The organism is Cryobacterium sp. Sr8 (genome assembly GCF_004403225.1).
Taxonomy (GTDB): Bacteria; Actinomycetota; Actinomycetes; order Actinomycetales; family Microbacteriaceae; genus Cryobacterium; species Cryobacterium psychrotolerans.
This window is the reverse complement of the sequence record NZ_SOHO01000045.1, coordinates 1-16,867: the sequence shown is the minus strand read 5'-3', so window position 1 is coordinate 16,867 and position 16,867 is coordinate 1. Positions and strand designations below refer to the sequence as shown.

Annotated in this window: 12 protein-coding genes, 1 pseudogene and 1 riboswitch; of the genes and pseudogenes, 10 read left to right on the top strand and 3 right to left on the bottom strand. The window is 62.9% G+C overall.

What is annotated here, in order from left to right; translation table 11 throughout:
• Nucleotides 1-179: 179 nt before the first annotated feature.
• The 4 genes from E3T54_RS10065 (at nt 180) to E3T54_RS10050 (ending at nt 4,978) form a co-directional block, all read left to right on the top strand.
• Nucleotides 180-1,844 (top strand): class I SAM-dependent DNA methyltransferase, encoded by a 1,665-nt coding sequence (locus tag E3T54_RS10065; protein WP_134475557.1) that lies wholly within the window; start codon nt 180-182, stop codon nt 1,842-1,844.
• The gene (locus E3T54_RS10060) at nt 1,837-2,862 is read left to right on the top strand and encodes a hypothetical protein (protein WP_134475556.1); all 1,026 of its coding nucleotides are present in this window, start codon (nt 1,837-1,839) and stop codon (nt 2,860-2,862) included. The genes E3T54_RS10065 and E3T54_RS10060 overlap by 8 nt, the downstream gene beginning before the upstream one ends.
• Before the next feature lie 163 nt (nt 2,863-3,025).
• The gene (locus tag E3T54_RS10055) at nt 3,026-3,586 is read left to right on the top strand and encodes a recombinase family protein (protein WP_134475555.1); all 561 of its coding nucleotides are present in this window, start codon (nt 3,026-3,028) and stop codon (nt 3,584-3,586) included.
• A gap of 384 nt (nt 3,587-3,970) precedes the next feature.
• Entirely contained in the window at nt 3,971-4,978 is a 1,008-nt protein-coding gene (locus E3T54_RS10050) for an isopenicillin N synthase family oxygenase (protein ID WP_134475554.1), read from the top strand.
• A 435-nt stretch (nt 4,979-5,413) separates the two neighbouring features.
• Here the strand turns inward: E3T54_RS10050 and E3T54_RS10045 are convergent, their stop codons facing one another.
• Complete coding sequence (locus E3T54_RS10045; protein WP_134475553.1) at nt 5,414-5,851, bottom strand: YkvA family protein; 438 nt, start codon at nt 5,849-5,851, stop codon at nt 5,414-5,416.
• A 553-nt stretch (nt 5,852-6,404) separates the two neighbouring features.
• On the opposite strand from E3T54_RS10045, the gene istA reads away from it, so the two are divergent.
• The 4 genes from istA (at nt 6,405) to E3T54_RS10020 (ending at nt 11,687) form a co-directional block, all read left to right on the top strand.
• On the top strand, nt 6,405-7,961 hold the full coding sequence (gene istA / locus E3T54_RS10035) for an IS21 family transposase (RefSeq protein WP_134475551.1): 1,557 nt from the start codon (nt 6,405-6,407) through the stop codon (nt 7,959-7,961).
• On the top strand, nt 7,958-8,707 hold the full coding sequence (locus E3T54_RS10030; RefSeq protein ID WP_134475550.1) for an ATP-binding protein: 750 nt from the start codon (nt 7,958-7,960) through the stop codon (nt 8,705-8,707). The genes istA and E3T54_RS10030 overlap by 4 nt, the downstream gene beginning before the upstream one ends.
• A gap of 44 nt (nt 8,708-8,751) precedes the next feature.
• A complete protein-coding gene (locus E3T54_RS17700) occupies nt 8,752-9,444 on the top strand; it encodes an EAL domain-containing protein (protein WP_166804887.1) in 693 nt (230 codons plus the stop codon).
• A 152-nt stretch (nt 9,445-9,596) separates the two neighbouring features.
• Complete coding sequence (locus E3T54_RS10020) at nt 9,597-11,687, top strand: bifunctional diguanylate cyclase/phosphodiesterase (RefSeq protein ID WP_166804886.1); 2,091 nt, start codon at nt 9,597-9,599, stop codon at nt 11,685-11,687.
• Between the two features lie 492 nt (nt 11,688-12,179).
• Nucleotides 12,180-12,254: riboswitch (cyclic di-GMP riboswitch) on the top strand.
• 415 nt (nt 12,255-12,669) lie between these two features.
• Here the strand turns inward: E3T54_RS10020 and E3T54_RS10015 are convergent.
• Both E3T54_RS10015 and E3T54_RS10010 read right to left on the bottom strand, forming a co-directional pair.
• Complete coding sequence (locus E3T54_RS10015) at nt 12,670-13,146, bottom strand: hypothetical protein (protein WP_174844411.1); 477 nt, start codon at nt 13,144-13,146, stop codon at nt 12,670-12,672.
• A gap of 82 nt (nt 13,147-13,228) precedes the next feature.
• Nucleotides 13,229-15,859 (bottom strand): AMP-binding protein, encoded by a 2,631-nt coding sequence (locus E3T54_RS10010; RefSeq protein ID WP_134475548.1) that lies wholly within the window; start codon nt 15,857-15,859, stop codon nt 13,229-13,231.
• A 207-nt stretch (nt 15,860-16,066) separates the two neighbouring features.
• Between E3T54_RS10010 and E3T54_RS10005 the strand changes: the two are divergent.
• Both E3T54_RS10005 and E3T54_RS10000 read left to right on the top strand, forming a co-directional pair.
• Nucleotides 16,067-16,315: pseudogene (locus E3T54_RS10005) on the top strand (transposase); the annotation flags it as partial.
• Between the two features lie 143 nt (nt 16,316-16,458).
• Nucleotides 16,459-16,867, top strand: a 409-nt coding sequence (locus E3T54_RS10000; protein WP_241977161.1) for an ABC transporter substrate-binding protein, incomplete at its 3' end; no start/stop codon positions are given.

Below are 16,867 nucleotides of genomic sequence, written 5' to 3'. Positions count from 1 at the left end.
GCACCATTCGCGGTGCGACGGGAACCCTCGAAACCTAACTCCCGCCTTGCGCGAGTTCCTCTGCCCATCTGCGATGTGAATATGCTCACGCGTTGAATCTGCTGCTGCGTCCTACCCGTTGGGTGAGGCATGAGCGTGGCTGAGAGGCCGGTGTCTCCGGTGTAGGAGAGAATGAAGCTGTGACTCTGGCCTCTCTTAACCCTGCCGACACGCCTGAGCTCCGTAAAGCGCGCGGGGCTTTCTTCACCCCACAGCCCATTGTTCGGTTCATCGCCGATTGGGCGCTTCGAGACGCTACGGATGCAGTCTTTGAACCGTCCGCCGGCGACGCTGAGTTTCTAGTCGAATCAGTGCGGCGGCTTCGTGAACTCAGCGACGATCCGGCGTTCGAACCCACGGTCCACGGTGTGGAGATCCACAAACACAGTGCTCAGGTGGGGCGCAGCCGAGTCCGCGAAGCCGGGGGGCGTCCCCGTATCCAAGTCGACGACTTCTTCGTGGTTGATTCAGCTCGGAAGTATGAGGCGGCGATCGGTAACCCCCCATATGTGCGCTACCAGGATTGGTCAGGCCTCGCGCGACTTCGTTCGCGCGAGGCAGCACTTCGTGCCGGGGTCTCCCTGACCGGCCTTGCATCGAGCTGGGCGGCGTTCGTTATCCAAGGCGCTTCGATCCTCCGTGATGGAGGGCGACTTGGCCTCGTGCTACCGGCAGAACTCCTCTCCGTCAACTACGCGGCTCCCGTTCGGCGTTTCCTCTTCGATCACTTCCGCAGCCTTGAGATCGTGCTTTTTGAGGAGCAGGTCTTTCCGGAAGCGGAGGCCGATGTCGTGTTGCTTCTCGCAGACGGTTACAATCTGGGCCCGACTGATCATGCGACGATCCGGCAGGCTAAGAACGCTGCCGGCCTCGCCGATCTTGAGATCGGAATGCAGTGGGCGCCGGTCGATCCCGCGGGCAAATGGACTGGTGCTGGACTCGTGTCGCCCGCGGCGACGATGCCCCTCGCTCGGCTCACTGCAGGGAAGTCCTTCATTGATTTGGAATCCTGGGGCGACACAACCCTTGGCATGGTTACCGGCAACAACCGGTATTTCGCACTTTCGCCTGCTCGGATCAAAGAACTGGGCATACACCGCAACGAGCTCCTGCGCCTCTCCCCGCCTGGCAGCTCGCACCTGCGCGGTCTTGTTCTCTCCGATGACATGCTCAAGCGACTAGGGCACGAGGGGAAAGCAACGAGAATGTTTTACCCTGCCGCAGAGCCGTCAGCGGAGGCGCAGGCCTACATCGATGCCGGGCACGCTGCAGGGGTCGATCAGGCGTATAAGTGCCAGGTCCGCAAGACCTGGTACCGCGTACCGCTTGTCGCACCAGCCGATCTGCTCCTCACGTGCATGAACGCGGACACACCGCGCCTGACAACAAACCTTGCCGGCGTGCGCCACCTGAACTCTATCCACGGGGTCTACCTCAAGAACGATGTTCGAGAACTGGGCCGTGAACTCCTCCCGTTAGCCTCCTTGAACTCGATCACTCTGCTGAACGCAGAAATGGTCGGCCGGGCCTACGGTGGCGGAATTCTCAAACTCGAACCCAAGGAAGCCGACCAGTGGACGATGCCATCACCAGAGCTCGTAAGATCCCGCGCGGACGCGCTCCGCTCAATCCGTGACAAAGTCGCCAGAAAACTTCAAGCTGGCCAGCTCGTCGCTGCAGTGCGACTCGTTGACCAGGCTCTTCTGCTCGATGCCGGGCACCTGGCCGTCGAGGAGATCGAGCACGTTCGTGCCGCCCACGCCGAACTGACTCGTCGACGCACAACGAGAGGCAGACGTGGCTGAGCCAACCGCCAAGGACAAAGCATGGGTCATATTCGACCGCATCATCGCTGACGCCTCACCCAAAGGAATCCACACCAACCCGTGGCGCCTCGTGGACGACAAGCGGCAGTACGTGCCGGACATCGCGATACTAGAGCGCCTTCTCGGCGTCCCCCTGTACCTAAAGGCGACCGTGCGATCGGGCGTGCGCGCTCTCGCCATCGATGTATGGCTCGCTTACGAACTTCGCAGGGCTGGATTCGAAGAAGATGCTGTCTGGCCACGAGCCAGCCACCCCCGTATCCTTCCGGTGCCGATCACCAACCTCTTAGACGCTTTGCCGAGGGCAGAAAGGGCGAAGCTCTTAGAGCGGTTGACCAAGAAGACAGCAATCCCCGGTGTTACCTCGTCGAGCGCATCGATCCTAGGCAAGAACTATCTCAAGCAGGTAGATGTGATCATGACGGACTGGGCGACCGGTCCCGAAATCCTGATTTCAACAAAGCGGATGGACTCCTCCTACGGCAAAAACGCGGCGAATCGGATCGAGGAATCGTACGGAGACGCCAAGAACCTAAGGCTTCGCCACCCCATGGCGGCCCTAGGCTTCTTGATCGCTCTGCGCTCTGACGTGAAGGTCAAGGAACCTCTCATTTTCGACTGGCTTACCGACCTCGTGGGGAAGCTCGGCCAGGAGGATGATGCGTATCATGCAACGTCATTGTTGCTTATGGATTACGGCGATGACCTGGTCGTCGAGGAGGAAGATGACGATGAGGAACCTGAAAATCCGCTCGCTGAGGTAGGCGCAGAGCCGGAACCTGGAGGAGCTGAGGACGTCGAGGAAGTGCCGCCTTACGAGATCGAGGCCGCATTGGCCGGTCTTCCTCGAGTCGTCATTCAGGAAGATCTCGTAGAGCCCCACCTCCGTGCATCGCCATTTATTGCCAATATCGTCAATCGTGCGCTCGACGCCACCCCCATCAACCTTCACAAGACAGCTCGCGCGCTTCGAAAGAACGCCGCGGCAGTCGATTAACCCGCGTCGACCAATCAAGCTTGACGCCCAGCTGGGGTACACCCCAACTAGGCGTCAGCCCCTTGAATTTCATGCCGTCAGAATAGGGTTGAATTCGGATTGGTTGACAGCCCTCGATGCGGGGTCTTAGAGTTCAAACTGACAGAACAGGCAGGAGAGCCCCGTGGCGGGTCAACGAGTTGGATATGTGCGAGTCAGCACCCTCGATCAGAACACCGTCCGCCAGCTTGATGGCGTCGACGTCGACCGGGTGTTCGAGGATAAGGCGTCGGGGAAGGACCTGAACCGGCCTGAGTTGGAAGAGATGATCAAGTTCGTCAGAGATGGCGACACCGTTCTCGTTCATTCCATGGATCGCCTTGCCCGTAACCTCGACGACCTCCGCTCGATCGTGCGCCGGCTCACGGCGAAGAAGGTCCGCGTTGAGTTCGTGAAAGAGCAGCTCTCCTTCACCGGTGACGACAACGCGATGGCGAACCTGCTTCTCAACGTCATGGGAGCCTTCGCTGAGTTCGAGCGGTCCCTGATCCGTGAACGTCAGCGGGAGGGGATCGCCTTGGCAAAGAAGCGTGGCGTGTACCGCGGCCGCACCCCATCCTTGGCCGCGGCACGGGCCGCGGAGCTGCGCGAGAAGGCTGCCGCAGGCGTCCCGAAAGCAGCACTCGCCCGAGACTTTGGGATCAGCCGCGAAACCGTCTACGCCTATCTCCGCGCCGAGGTCTGAAGGATTCTCCGCTGAGGCAGGCGCCATGCCTGCAGCTGGGGGAGTGGGGCGAGTTCGCGGCACTTCGTCTCCACGCGGAACACGCGCCAGGGCCAAACGCTGCGTAGGGCGCCGCTGAAGGGCTGGCACGGCTGGCAAAGTGCAGGACAAATGAAAAACTCCGGGTCCGCCAAGGCGAAGTACCGGAGTTCCCAATTCGTGGCCCAAGTAACATGAAACAGCGGTCATCAAGGGCTTGCGGATCAATCTTAGCTCGGAGGGCGTCCTGTGGCAACGACATCGAGTTGCGCGGTTCGGCCATGGCTTACGCAATCTGAACGACTACCATTTGATGTCGAGTGGCAAAAACGAATCGGTGCGGAGCCGGTATGAAAGGATTTCCCAATGGGTTTATCTCTTCCAGTTCTTGATCTTTCTCGTTTGGATGCCAGCGTTGAGGAAGCGGCACGATTCCGGGCCGATCTCCTGCAAGCCACTCACGAGGTCGGTTTCTTCTATCTTGTCGGCCATGGCATCGCCCAGGAGCTGATGGACGAACTTCTGGCCGTGTCTCGCAGGTTCTTCGAACTCCCCACGGAGGACAAGCTGAGCCTCGAAAACGTGCATAGCCCCCAATTCCGCGGCTACACCCGTGTCGGCGGTGAGCTTACGCACGGTGACGTTGACTGGCGCGAGCAGATCGACATTGGGGTCGACCGGGACACCGTTGAGCCGGGCCCCGACGTCCCTGACTATTGGCGGCTTGAAGGCCCGAACCTGTGGCCCGCAGCACTGCCGGAGCTTCAGGAGGTCGCCGTTCGTTGGAACGAGGAGCTCAGTCAGGTTGCGCTGCGTCTATTGCGGGCGTGGGCGTTATCGCTTGGCTCGCCCGAGAACGTTTTCGACTCGGCCTTCGCCGAAAACCCATTCCCGCTCACCAAGATTGTGCGGTATCCGGGAGAATCGGACCCCGATCCGAAGCAGGGCGTCGGCTCGCACCGTGACGGCGGGGTGCTAACGCTTCTGCTCGTGGAACCCGGCAAGGGTGGTTTACAGGTCGAGCACGACGGTGACTGGATCGATGCGCCACCCATTCCCGGCGCGTTCGTTGTGAACATTGGAGAGATGCTCGAGCTGGCGACGGGCGGCTACCTTAAGGCGACCCTGCACCGAGTGATGTCGCCACGTGTCGGCTCTGATCGAATCTCCGTGCCGTTCTTCTTCAACCCGGCCCTTGACACCGTCATGCCGCAGCTGCAGCTGCCAGCCGATCTTGCGGCCGAGGCGCGCGGGCTCTCCGTCGATCCGACGAACAGTCCCATTCTCGGCACCTACGGAGACAATGCGTTGCGATACCGACTCCGCGCCCACCCCAACGTCGCTGCCATCCATCACCCAGACCTAATCGGGTAAATAACGCTGGGGCGGTAGCGCCCTGTCAGCCGACACACGCCAGGCCGAGGATTATAGAAACGGTGCCACTCATGAGTTCCGGATTCTGCGCGGACAGGTGTGATTTCTTGCCGGTCGGTGGACTGCTGTTTTATCGAAACGCGCTGGTCGATCAGTTTCGTCACTCTGCGCGTGGGGGTGTCTCATATCTGAGGGTGAGTACCGCGATGCGGGCAGTAGGTTACGGGACATAGTTATGAGAATTGCCGCGCCCCGAGATTCCGGGGTCCTTGAAGGCGGGAAGAACGCCGCGTGAGACCTCTCGTATCCACGCTCCTAGGGTTTCGAGACGCTGTGGCGCGCTCCGGAGGGGCATGGCCAAGTCCTCAACGCGGCCTGCGCCGCGGAGATGCGAAAGCAGGCCGCCACCAGCGTGCCGAAAGCTGCTGCCCGTGTCTACGGCTGTGTCTTGGCGCCTTGTTCGTCGACGAGGCCGACGAGGGTGCGTAACGCGTTGAGCCCCTGTGGTGTGCCTGGCCAGTGCCGGTCCAACGCGTCGGCGCCGGCGTGCCGGGTCGCGAATCTAAGGACCAAAGCTACGACGATCGCGTCGTCTGCGTATCCGATTACTGGGATGAAATCGGGTATCAGATCGATTGGTATCAGCAAGTACACCAGGAGCACGAGTAGCCAGATGCGGACTCCGCGGGGGATGGTCGGGCCGGTGGCGAGGCGGCGGGTGAGCCGCACGACGTCGGGACCGAGGCGGAGGGCATCAACCAGTTTGATCTTCTCGGCCTGACCTCGTGAGATCCAGAAAAGCACCACAATGAGGGCAAGCCACAGGAGAATGAGGCCGCCGAGCACACTGATCAGCACCTGCCACCATTCCATTCTCCGATGGTAGCCGAGTGGGTTGTGAGGTCCTGCTGAGGCGGCTGTTCGCTGAAGCCTTCCGGAGTTGGGACAGCTAAGTATCGGGCTCAGACTGGTGGCGCTGTCGCAGTGTCAGGAGGCCTGGCGAGGGCCAGTGCTTGAATTACGGTCAGTGCGAGTGCGAGGATTAACCGCTCGTAGAGCAGGCCGGGGACTGTTGTCGACGAGTGTCGAGGTTAGTTACGGCGAGCCTCACCGGAATTTGTCAAGGTGAATGAGGCGCCCCCGTGACGATGCATGTCAATGTGTCGGCCTGGGAGCTCGAGACCGATGATTTCGTCGACAGGGTTATCACTTGCCTCCGCCACACGGGGATACCCGCCCGCCAGCTCGTTCTCGAGCTCACCGAAACGTGAATATTCGCTTCTGCGGGCACCACCTGTGGTGCGGGTGAGCACCCTCGCCCGGTAGGCCGATTGGTGTGGTTGAGCACCGCCATCGGCGTGGGTGAGCACCACCTCATAGGCTCCTTCCACCATGTGACGGCCACATGGTGGAAGGAGTACCGGTAATGGTACGGAAGATCAAAGCGAAGCTGGTGTTACAGCTGCGTAATCAGGGCTTGTCGCGACGAGCGATCGAGTCCGCCCAGGGAATGTCCCGGCACAGCATCCAGGCGGTGCTCGACGCGGCGGAACTGCTCGGTCTCGGCTGGGATGACGTCGCGGAGATGCCAGAGGCCGAGGTGTATGCGGCGTTGTTCCCCGGCCGCAGTGTCCGGGAGAGTGTCTTCGCGCAGCCGGACTGGGTGAGGGTGCACACCGAGCTGGCTCGGGTCGGGGTGACGTTGAAGCTGCTGCACCAGGAATATGTCGATACGTCGGGCCGGGCTGGTCAGGCAACGATGAGTTATGACCGGTTCTGTCGGCTTTACGGCGAGTACGCCGCTGTCTCCGGGGCGACGTCGCGGGTCGGTCACAAAGCCGGCCGCAGCATCGAGGTCGACTGGTCCGGGCCCACGATGCAGCTGCTGGAGCCGACGACGGGCGAGGTCTCGAAGGTGTATTTGTTCGTCGCCTGCCTGCCGTTCAGCCGGTATGCGTTCGTAGAAGCGACGTTGGACATGCGGCAGGAGTCGTGGCTGCGCGCCCATGCGGCAATGTTCGCCTTCTTCGGCGGCAGCGTCCCACGCCTGGTGCCCGACAATCTGAAGACCGGGGTCATCTCCCACCCCCGAGAGGGCGAGGTCGTTCTCAACGACGCCTACCGCGAGATGGCGGCGCACTACTCGGCCGCCGTGCTGCCGGGCAGAGTGAGGGCGCCAAAGGACAAGGCCAGCGTCGAAAACACGGTCTCCCATGTCGCCACCTGGGTCATCGCCGGCCTCCGGCACGAGACGTTCACGTCGTTGACGCAGTTGCGGGGGCGGATCAGGGAACAAATCGATGCCTATAACCGGCAGCCGTTCCAAAAGCGGGACGGGTCCCGGTTGAGTGTGTTCACGACGGAGGAGAAACCGCTGATGCAACCGCTGCCCGCGGCAGCGTTCGAGATCAGCACCTGGTCCTACACGCGGAAGGTGAACAAGAACGCTCACGTGGTCTGGGCTCGGAACTTCTACTCCGTCCCCTTCAGCCACATCGGCGCTCAGGTGGATCTTCGCGTCACGGACACGATGCTGGAGGTCTATCGAAACGACGAGCGGTTGACCAGCCACCTGCTGCTGCCGGGCAGCACGGCGAACCAGTATCAGACGAACGACGCTGACCTGCCCGAGGGGCGCAGCTTCCAGGCCTGGGACCGGGCCCGGATCGACGATTGGGCAGCCCGGATGGGCCCGGCGACCATCACGGTGATCGGCAAGATCTTCGAAGCAGCCTCCATCGAGGAGGCCGGGTTCGACCCGGCGTTGGCAGTGCTGCGCCTATCGCGCCGGTTCTCTCCGGCCCGGGTCGAAGCGGCCTGCGCGATGGCGCTGAGGGGGCCGATCCGCTCCCCGCGTTACGCGCACCTGCGGCCGATCCTCGACACCGGGCAAGACAAGACCGGGCACGTCCCCGACGAGCCCGAGGCCGATGATGGCGGATACGTCCGCGGCAGCGCCTACTACGCGGGAGGGACCCGTTGAGCCGCCTGGACGGGGAGACCAAACGCAAGCTCCGCGAGATGAACGCGGGCGAGCTGCTCGAGGCGATCGACACCCAAGACGAGACCCTGAGTATCAGCTTGTCGTTCGAAGACCGGGTCCGGCTGGTCGTCGACGACGCCTACTCCACGTTCACCCATTCCAAGGTCGCTGGCCTGATCCGGCGGGCGGGACTGCGTTACCCGAACGCGGATTTGCGCCGCATTGATCTGCTCGACGAGCGCGGATTGAACCGGCAGCTGTTGGCCCAGCTCGGCACCTGTTCATTCGTGACCCGGCAACAGAACGTTGTCTTCCAGGGGTTCACCGGGTCGGGGAAATCGTATCTGGGTTGCGCGATCGCCAAACGCGCCTGCGAACACCGCATCCGCGCCCATTACGTCCGGATGCCCGACCTCGAAGAAGCCTGGGTCGCCGCCCAGGACACCCCCGGCGGCGCCGGGAAGTTCCTCCGGAAGTATGCCGCCTTCACCATGCTGGTCATTGACGAGTGGCTGCTCGACCGTCCGACGGAATCGATGCGCGGCATGCTGCTTGAGCTCATGGAGCGCCGTTACGGCGAAACGACGACCGTGTTCTGCACCCAGTATCAGCAGAAGGACTGGCACCAGCGCCTGGGCTCCGGTGTTCACGCAGACGCGATCATGGACCGGATCATCCACAACACGATCTGGGTCGAGACGGGCAACTACAACATGCGGGAACACACGGCCCTTGCCAGCGCGTAATCCGTGACGGGGAGTGCCAGTGGTGCTGAGCCACATCATCACTGGTGCTCTCTCGCACGATCGGTGGTGCTGAACCGCACGATCAGGTGGTGCTCAAAGCCTCAAATACTCAAACGGTCGTGCTTGATTCCGCGGCCGCCATAGGTCGGCTACAGGCACTCGCCGCGCACGGCATCGCAATCGCCATCGACGACTTCGGTACGTGTTACTCCTCACTCACCACACTCCGCTCACTGCCGGTCAACGTCATCAAGCTTGAGACAAGTTTCACAGCCGGCGCTCTGACCGACCGTGTCGATCGGAGCGTCATTACCGCAATCGTCCAGCTCGGCAGGGAACTCGGCATCCGCACCATCGCCGAAGGAGTCGAACGCGTCGACCAGTTGATGCCGCACAGGGATACCTCTACGCTGACCCCGTTCCTGCGGCGCAACTGTTCACCTGGCTCCTGGACCACGTCAGCGATACCGTCACGAGGCCAGGCGACATCCTCACCATGCGGTCAGGCAGCACGGCATAGTTGCGATCCGGGGGCGCCTCAGAGTTCGCTCCCGCCCAATACGCTAGGGTGCCGTTATCCGCTCATTTCGCTTGCGGATGGTAGACCAGGGGGCACAGGATGGCGGAGGATCCACCCCTGCCCGACATCACGCCCCTTGGCCGGTCGGCTGGGTTCGATGCGGCTCGGCTCAGGTCGGCGCTTGCGTCGGCCCGGGAGGCCATCGATGCGGCTCTGATTGAATCGAGCGCTGACGGCACTCTCACACGTGACCCTCAGGCGAAGGCCGCCGCTGTGGCGTTGAACGGGGCTGCTATCTCTCTGGCGGGTGCCGTGGAGCACGCCGCGGAGCTGTCTTTTCTGTTGGGCGGAAAGGCGGTGGGGAGCGGGGTGCAGGTCAGCGACCATGCCCTTTTTGTTGGCGCCCCCGATGCCATGATGATCATCGACACTGGGTGGAAGATTCGTTCGATCAACCCCGAGTTCGAGCGCATGTTCGGCTACCGGCAGGAGGAGCTTCTCGGCCGTCACTATGAGGATCTTCTTCCGGCCCGATTCAGGAGCCGGGACGAAGGACGGTCCTCAATCTCGGAATTGGGCAGAGCAGCGGTCGGTGCCAATGGCGAATTCTGCGTGCTGCGCAAGAACGGCACCGAGGTCCCGGTTGAAATCAAAGCGTCGCGCCTGGATGAGGGCAGCATCCTCGCCTCGGTCCGGGACGCGTCTGAACGTCAACGAAGCGATGCCGGGCTCCGTGACGCCTTGTCCTTGCTCGGTGCCACCCTCGAGTCCACCGCTGACGGCATCCTTGTTGTTGCCCACGACGGCCGGATCGCCGGCGCGAACACCAAATTTCTCCGGATGTGGGGGATACCGGATGGGTTTGCCGAGGCGAACGACGACGAGTTCCTCATGTCCTTCGTCCTCGACCAGCTGGTGGACCCCGATGCATTCATCGCCAGGGTGCAAGACCTCTACGGCGACCCAGAGGCGGAAAGCAACGACGTCCTGGAGTTTCACGACGGGCAGGTTTTCGAGAGGTACTCCAGACCCCAGCGCGTCGCTGACGTCGTCGTCGGCCGGGTGTGGTCCTTCAGGGATGCCACGGCTCGCCGGCGCGCAGAGAGCCAGGCGACCGAGGCATCCGCAGAACTCGCCGCGCAGGACGAACAGCTTAAACTCCTTGCGTTCCGCGATCCGCTCACCGGGCTGGCAAATCGAATCCTGCTCAACGAGCAGCTCGAGATCGCACTGACCGGAAGCGAACCCGGCTCCGTGGCGGTACTCCTTCTTGACCTGGATGACTTCAAAGAAGTCAACGACATCCTCGGGCACCAGGCGGGCGACGAGATGTTGATCGAGGTGAGCAGACGCCTCAAGGCAGCCGTGCGCGCGACCGACACGGTCGCCCGGCTCGGCGGCGACGAGTTCGTCGTGCTGCTCAAACACGACAACGACCCCGAAGCCATTGCGGGCACGATCTTGTCCGCAATGAGAGAGCCGATGCGTATCGCCGGCAAGGAACTCTGCCCCAGCGTGAGTATGGGCATCTCCACCGGGATCGACGCTCCACTCGTGCCCTCTGAGCTGATTCGCCGCGCCGACATCGCAATGTACGCCGCGAAGGCCGCAGGAAAGAACCGCTTCCTGCGCTTCCGTGCCGACATGATGAGCACGTTGCTCACTCGCGCCGACATGGAGGAGGGGCTACGCGAGGCCGTGAAGCGCAACGAGATCATCGTGCATTTCCAGCCCATCGTCGCGGCGGATGGCCTGATGACCCAGGTTGAGGCGCTGGCGCGATGGCAGCGACCCTCTGGGCTCGTTCCCCCGTTGGTTTTCATCCCGATAGCCGAAGCCAGCGGGCTCATTAATGAGATTGGCCAGGAGGTTCTCGCCCAGGCCTGCAGCCACCTTCGCCCGTGGCTCGACGAATCGGCCCGCAACTCCGTGGCCGTGAACGTGTCGATCGTGCAGCTGCTGGAAGCCGACTTCGCCCAGCGCGTGCTGGAGGTTCTCGCGGAGACCGGCGTCCGCCCGGAGCAGGTTGTCCTCGAGGTGACGGAGAGCGTCTTCCTGCACCCGGGCGTGAGCGTGTCGGATCACTTGACGCTGCTCCGCGGGAAGGGTGTCAAGGTCGCCATCGATGATTTCGGCACCGGGTATTCGTCTCTCGGGCGACTGCACGACCTCCCCCTCGACGCGCTGAAGATCGACAAGACCTTTGTCGACATGATCAAGACCGGGGCTGAGCACCTGCCCATCGTCAACTCGATGATCGACCTGGCCCACAACCTTGGCCTGCACGTCACGGCCGAAGGAGTGGAGACGGATGTTCAGGCCCGCGCTCTTCTCGATCTTGGCTGCGACGCGCTCCAGGGCTACCTGTTTTCTCGGCCGCAAACCATCCAGGATCTCCCGGCGGCAGTGGAACATGCAAGCCAAACGGCGAACGAACTGGTCTTCGCCGGGAGAGGCTGAACGCGGGGAAAATTCCCCGGGGCTCTCAGAATTTGCATCGGGCTGTTAGGTCCAACCGGTGCGCACACTTGACTGCTCAGGTGGTTTTCTACGCCGACTGAGGCCTCTCCCCGTCGCTGAAGCGGTTGCGCGACAGGACGAGATCCGAACCGTCCGGTGTTCTCGGTGCACTGCGGGTTGGGTATCCGCCCGTCGGCAGTGTGCATCCCGCTTTCTACCGGCCGAGTCGAGGGCGGCCGCTCGGCTGTGTCGGCCACCGATCGATGGTGGCGTCATCGATCGTCGAGTCCAACGCGGCCAGGGAACTGCGTCAACACAACGGCGAGATCTCTGTGTGCGCGGCCCGTCTTCGGACGCCCGTTCGCTCGGCCAGCTGGTACTGTGAGGCGGCCCAATACGGGTGACTCGAAGTCAGCCAAGCTTGTGAAATGGTGGCTCTGAGTTCGGCTGACGAACCGGCAATCGAGAGATTCCAGCAGTCCTCGTCTGTCCTCCACGAAATGGCAAACCCGTCGCAAGTCGGGGACGCAAAGCCACGAAACCTACTAGGTTCGCCGGGTTACCGAACCGAGAGAAAAGCCTTCATGGATCAGACTGACAGTCGGCACATGTATGTTGCCCTGTTCATCTTCGCTACTTTTGGTGCCGTTGCCATCGTCACGGCTCTTATCCTGGCCTGGAAACGGCGGCAAAGCCGGAGCGAGGTCTCGGCCGGGTCGACTGGCTGCTGAGCGGGGCGCAAGCCTCGCGTGACCCGGAGGAGCCCTGCCTCCATACTTGCCCTCGTGGCCGTTCAGGCAAGGACGCGCAGCGGCCTAGTACTACAGTCGCGTTTATGGGGTGTGTCCGCTGGTTCGATAATGATGTCGTTTCGCTGTTTGTTGATGTCGGCGTCGCCAGCGTGAGTGGCTCAGGACGCGTTCGGGGTTCGCTGGCTGGGTGAAGACCAGGCAGACGAGGAGGTGCCTGATTTCGGGCAGGCTCAGGGCGATGAGGTCGCTGTCGTCTGGATGTTGGCCCCCTTTTTTGACCGGGTGACGGTCAGGAAGGCGTGCGCGAGCATCGAGAGGGTGATGTGCCGATACCAGCCTGTGTATTGACGCACCTGGTAATGATCCAGTCCGGTTTGGCCTTTGCTGGTCTGGAAGCTCTCCTCGATGGCCCAGCGGGCTCCGGCGGCCCGGGCAAGCTCGGCAAGGGCAACACGTTTGGGTCCGTGGGTCAGGTAGTAGGCGATCTCGGTCGGGTCGGCGAGGCTGCGCCTGGCCAGGCGCCAGTACTCGGCGTCGGGGTCGCGTGCACCGTTGATACGTGCCCGGGCCCAGCCGTAGCGGCGATCACCTTTCGAGCCGTTACCGGCGGAGCGAGTCCGCCACGCGGTCGCGGGCAGGATCAAAGGGAGTCCGGCCCGCTCAGCAGACGATCCGACCGGCACCGCCTCTGGCTCGTGGGAACTCATGTCTTGGGAGCGAAATCTCCCGCTCCCATCCGCTGCCCATCGATTCATGCTCGGTTGGCTCGATCCGTTGATGTCAAGCGGTTTAACTTCGGATTGCAAGGGGGGGGCGGCTCCTCAAGCCTGTGGTGGCAGCGTGATTGAGTGCTCGGCCGACCAGGCGATACAAGTACCACGCCGCGACGCCGATGGCTAGTGACGAGACCGTTCCGAACCAGGGGGCACTTGCCTCCCAAGTCGGGTAGACGACCCAGTGGGTGAGGTAGATGAACAGGGATGCGCTGGCCAGCAGTCGAACGGCCGGAACGAGGGCGCGTGGCATCCGCAGCCGTTCCACCCAGATCAGCAACAGTATTCCGGCCACCACGACTGCTTCGCGTGCTGGATCCCCGAAAAATCCGATCGTGGCGACGATCGCCGCTGACGATGCCGCCACACGCTTCCAGCTATTGTCGGCGCGGGCGATGACCCAGCCGAGCACGAGAGACCAGAGCACGGTGACCGGGGTGTAGCGTTCAATTCCTTCTGCTTCGATGCCGACGAGTGCGAATCGGGTCGTGACGGCTGCGGCGAACAGGACGACCGGGAACGTCCACGGGTGCCGTCGTTCGAGGCGGTCGATCGGGCGAATTAGGAACATTGCCGCAAAGCCGAGCATGGTCCAGACGGCGGCCTCGAGAAACCAGAATTGCCGTTGCTCGTTCCACTTGCCGTCGCCGGGGACGAGGTGGTTGACCAGCAGCGCTGTGGTCCAGGTGTACTTGCCGGTGAGCACGGCGACGGCCCCTATCCACAGCGTGGCCGGAATCGCGATCTGGGCTGCGCTTCTGAGCAGGCGGCGAACGCGCGTGGCCCCCGCAACGTCGGCGAGCTGAAACCTGGCAAGGTTGTATCCGGCGACGGCGAGCAGCAGGTGCGCGCCGCCCTGCACAGTGATCAGGTCGGCATGGGTGCCGACGATCAGCACGATTGCGAGTGCGCGGAGAACGGCGGGAGTCTCGACCCAGGGAAAGCGGGCCCTCCACGCTCCGACTGTCACCGCTCCACGCTTCGCCGTTTGGCCCACGGCCGTGCTGTCGGCCTGTGGGGGAGGGCCGTCGGCCGAGGACGCGAGGTTCCGGGCCGATTGTGCTGGCCAATCCCGCGGCAACGCCCCGAGGAGATCCTCCAGCCGTAGGGCCACCTCGACGTAGCTCAACGAATCCCCGCCGAGCCCGGCGAAAGTGTCGTCGATGGTCGCGTCTGGGCGCCCGAGGAGCACGATGAACAGGTTACGGATCACGTCGGAGGTTGCGACCTGCCCGGGGTTCGCTGCTGTCGGCACCTCCTGGGCGTCGATCATCTGGGCGTACCGGACGAGCGAGGCATGGTCGGGCTTGCCGCTGGCTGTGCGAGGAAACTCGCTAACGGGGTAGACGCGTATCGCGTGCGTGGGGATGCCGAGTAGCGTGGCGGCGCGGGTTCGTGCCCTGTCGACGTGCCGGGCCGCACGGATGAATACGAGCAAGCGTTCTCCGGTGCTTGCCGTACGGGCTTCGATTCCTTCCTCGGCGAGGAGGTGTTGGACGGAATCGAGGTCGACCCGGAGTCCGTACACCTTCACGAATCGGTTTAGCCGTCCGACGACCTCGAACATGCCGTCCTCGCGGTGCCGGGCGAGATCGCCGGTGCGAAGCTCGTGGACCGTGCGCCCCAATGCGAAGTCGGCGGGTGTCTCGGCGTAGCCGAGCATGACGTTGGGGCCTTCGTAGACGAGTTCGCCGACGTCCGCTCCCGCTTCGGCATCGATGCGCAGGTGACCTCCAGGGATGGGGCGGCCGATGCTGCCGGCGGCGTGGTCGGCGAACTCCGCGGGGACGTACGCCATCCGCGCAGTAGCCTCTGTCTGCCCGTACATCACGAAGAATTCGAACCCGCGACGCTCACCGAGGCGTGCGAAGCGGCGCACCGCTTCTGGGGCGAGGCGGCCGCCGGCCTGGGTGAGGTAGCGGATGCTCGCTGGCAACCGATCGGTGAAATCGCCCGCCTCGAGAAGCTCGAAGGTGTAAGGCACGCCGGCGAAGGAGGTGATCCGATGCGTCGCGGCCTCGTCCCAGAACGCCGCGTCGGCCACCGATCGCTCGGTGAGGACGACGCTCGCTCCCGACACGAGGTGACTGTTCAGGACCGAGAGGCCGTAGCAGTAGTGCATCGGCAGCGTGGTTGCTGCCCGGTCTGCAGGCGTGAGACGCAGGTACGCCGCAATGGCTTGTGCGTTGCTCAGCAGGTTTTGCCGGGACAACCGAACGAGCTTCGGCGACCCGGTGGACCCAGAGGTGCTCACCAGCATAGCGAGGTCGTCGGAGAAGCTGTGCGTGGAGCCGGGCCGTATCTCCCGCAGGGCCGGGCCGTCCCCGTCGCGGACGGTAATGACGTCAGGGTCGAACCGTTCAGCCAGCGACGCGCGATGAGTCCGTGATGCTTCATCGTCACCCGGTGCAACCAGAAGCACCGGGTGGCCGCCTTCCAGAGCTGCAAGGTAGGTGACGATCGGCTCGACGGCATTTGCTGCCTCCAGCATCACGAGTCGGCGGACACTACCAAGCTCGAGACGGCGTATGGCGACCATCCTGGCCAGCTGGGCGTAGCTGAGGTCTCCACTGCCGGTGACGAATGCGACGTCGTCGTCTGAGCCGTTAAGGAGGGTCAGTCGTGGTGCGGGCATGGTGTGGAGCACGAGAAAACTTTCGAACAGTGCGCACGGGCTGGTTAGGTAAGGATACCCTACATTTTAAGAAACCTCACAGACCGCGGAAGTTCAACTCGCCACTGAACCCGTGTCCACAAACGGGGCAAGGCCAAAGTAGTCGACCTCCATCCTGCGTGCGGCGTGGAGCAATAGTCACGGTTGGATTCACTTGGAGGCGCCCTTCAGACGAAAGGGAAACTCCAACGCAGCATCGTCAACCACAGGCCCGCGATCCTCGCCTCCATCGAACACGGCCTCTCCAACGGACGCGTCGAATCCATGAACACCAAGATCAGACTCATCACCCGCATCGCCTTCGGATTCAAATCACCCGACGCCCTCATCGCCCTCGCGATGCTCAGCCTCGGCGGCCACAAACCAGTGCTCCCCAGGCCGGGTTTAACCCACGAAAGAGTCAGGAGAGCCCGATTTGGTGCGTTTTGATCGTTGTTCGTAACGATTTGGGACGGTTTGCCCAACTTGGAGCCGATTTCCTTGTTTACCCGCAGGTGCTATGACTACGTTGACTCAACGGCAGCCACTCGGCTGCCGTGATGTATGACTTTTCCTACTACCAAGGAGCAAAATTGAGCGTACTCGCGAAGGCTTCGGCCTCCCGCTCAGTCCGGGCCGTCGTCACTGGTATCGCCATGGTCGGCGTCAGTGCACTTCTGCTCACCGGCTGCAGCGGCACCGCCGCAGAACCCGCCGGTGACAAGGCCCCCGCTGCGAGCGGTGACGCCAAGACGGTCAAGGCCGGCGACCGCGATCTCACCCTGAAGATCGGCACGATTCTTCCCCAGAGTGGAGCCCTGGCCTTCCTCGGCCCGCCCGAAGAAGCCGGCGTGCAGCTGGCCGTGAACGACATCAACGACGCGAACCTCGGCATGAAGGTCGAAGCCGTCTTCCGTGACTCGGGCGACACCACGACCGACACCGCGACCGTTTCCGTGACCGACCTGCTCTCGCAGGATGTCTCGGCCATCGTCGGTGCGG

Bases quoted from the DNA above. Each gene is read 5' to 3' on its own strand.
- E3T54_RS10050 (WP_134475554.1), top strand. From the start codon at position 3,971: ATGGGTTTATCTCTTCCAGTTCTTGATCTTTCTCGTTTGGATGCCAGC.
- E3T54_RS10045 (WP_134475553.1), bottom strand. From the start codon at position 5,851: ATGGAATGGTGGCAGGTGCTGATCAGTGTGCTCGGCGGCCTCATTCTC.
- istA (WP_134475551.1), top strand. From the start codon at position 6,405: ATGGTACGGAAGATCAAAGCGAAGCTGGTGTTACAGCTGCGTAATCAG.
- E3T54_RS10015 (WP_174844411.1), bottom strand. From the start codon at position 13,146: ATGAGTTCCCACGAGCCAGAGGCGGTGCCGGTCGGATCGTCTGCTGAG.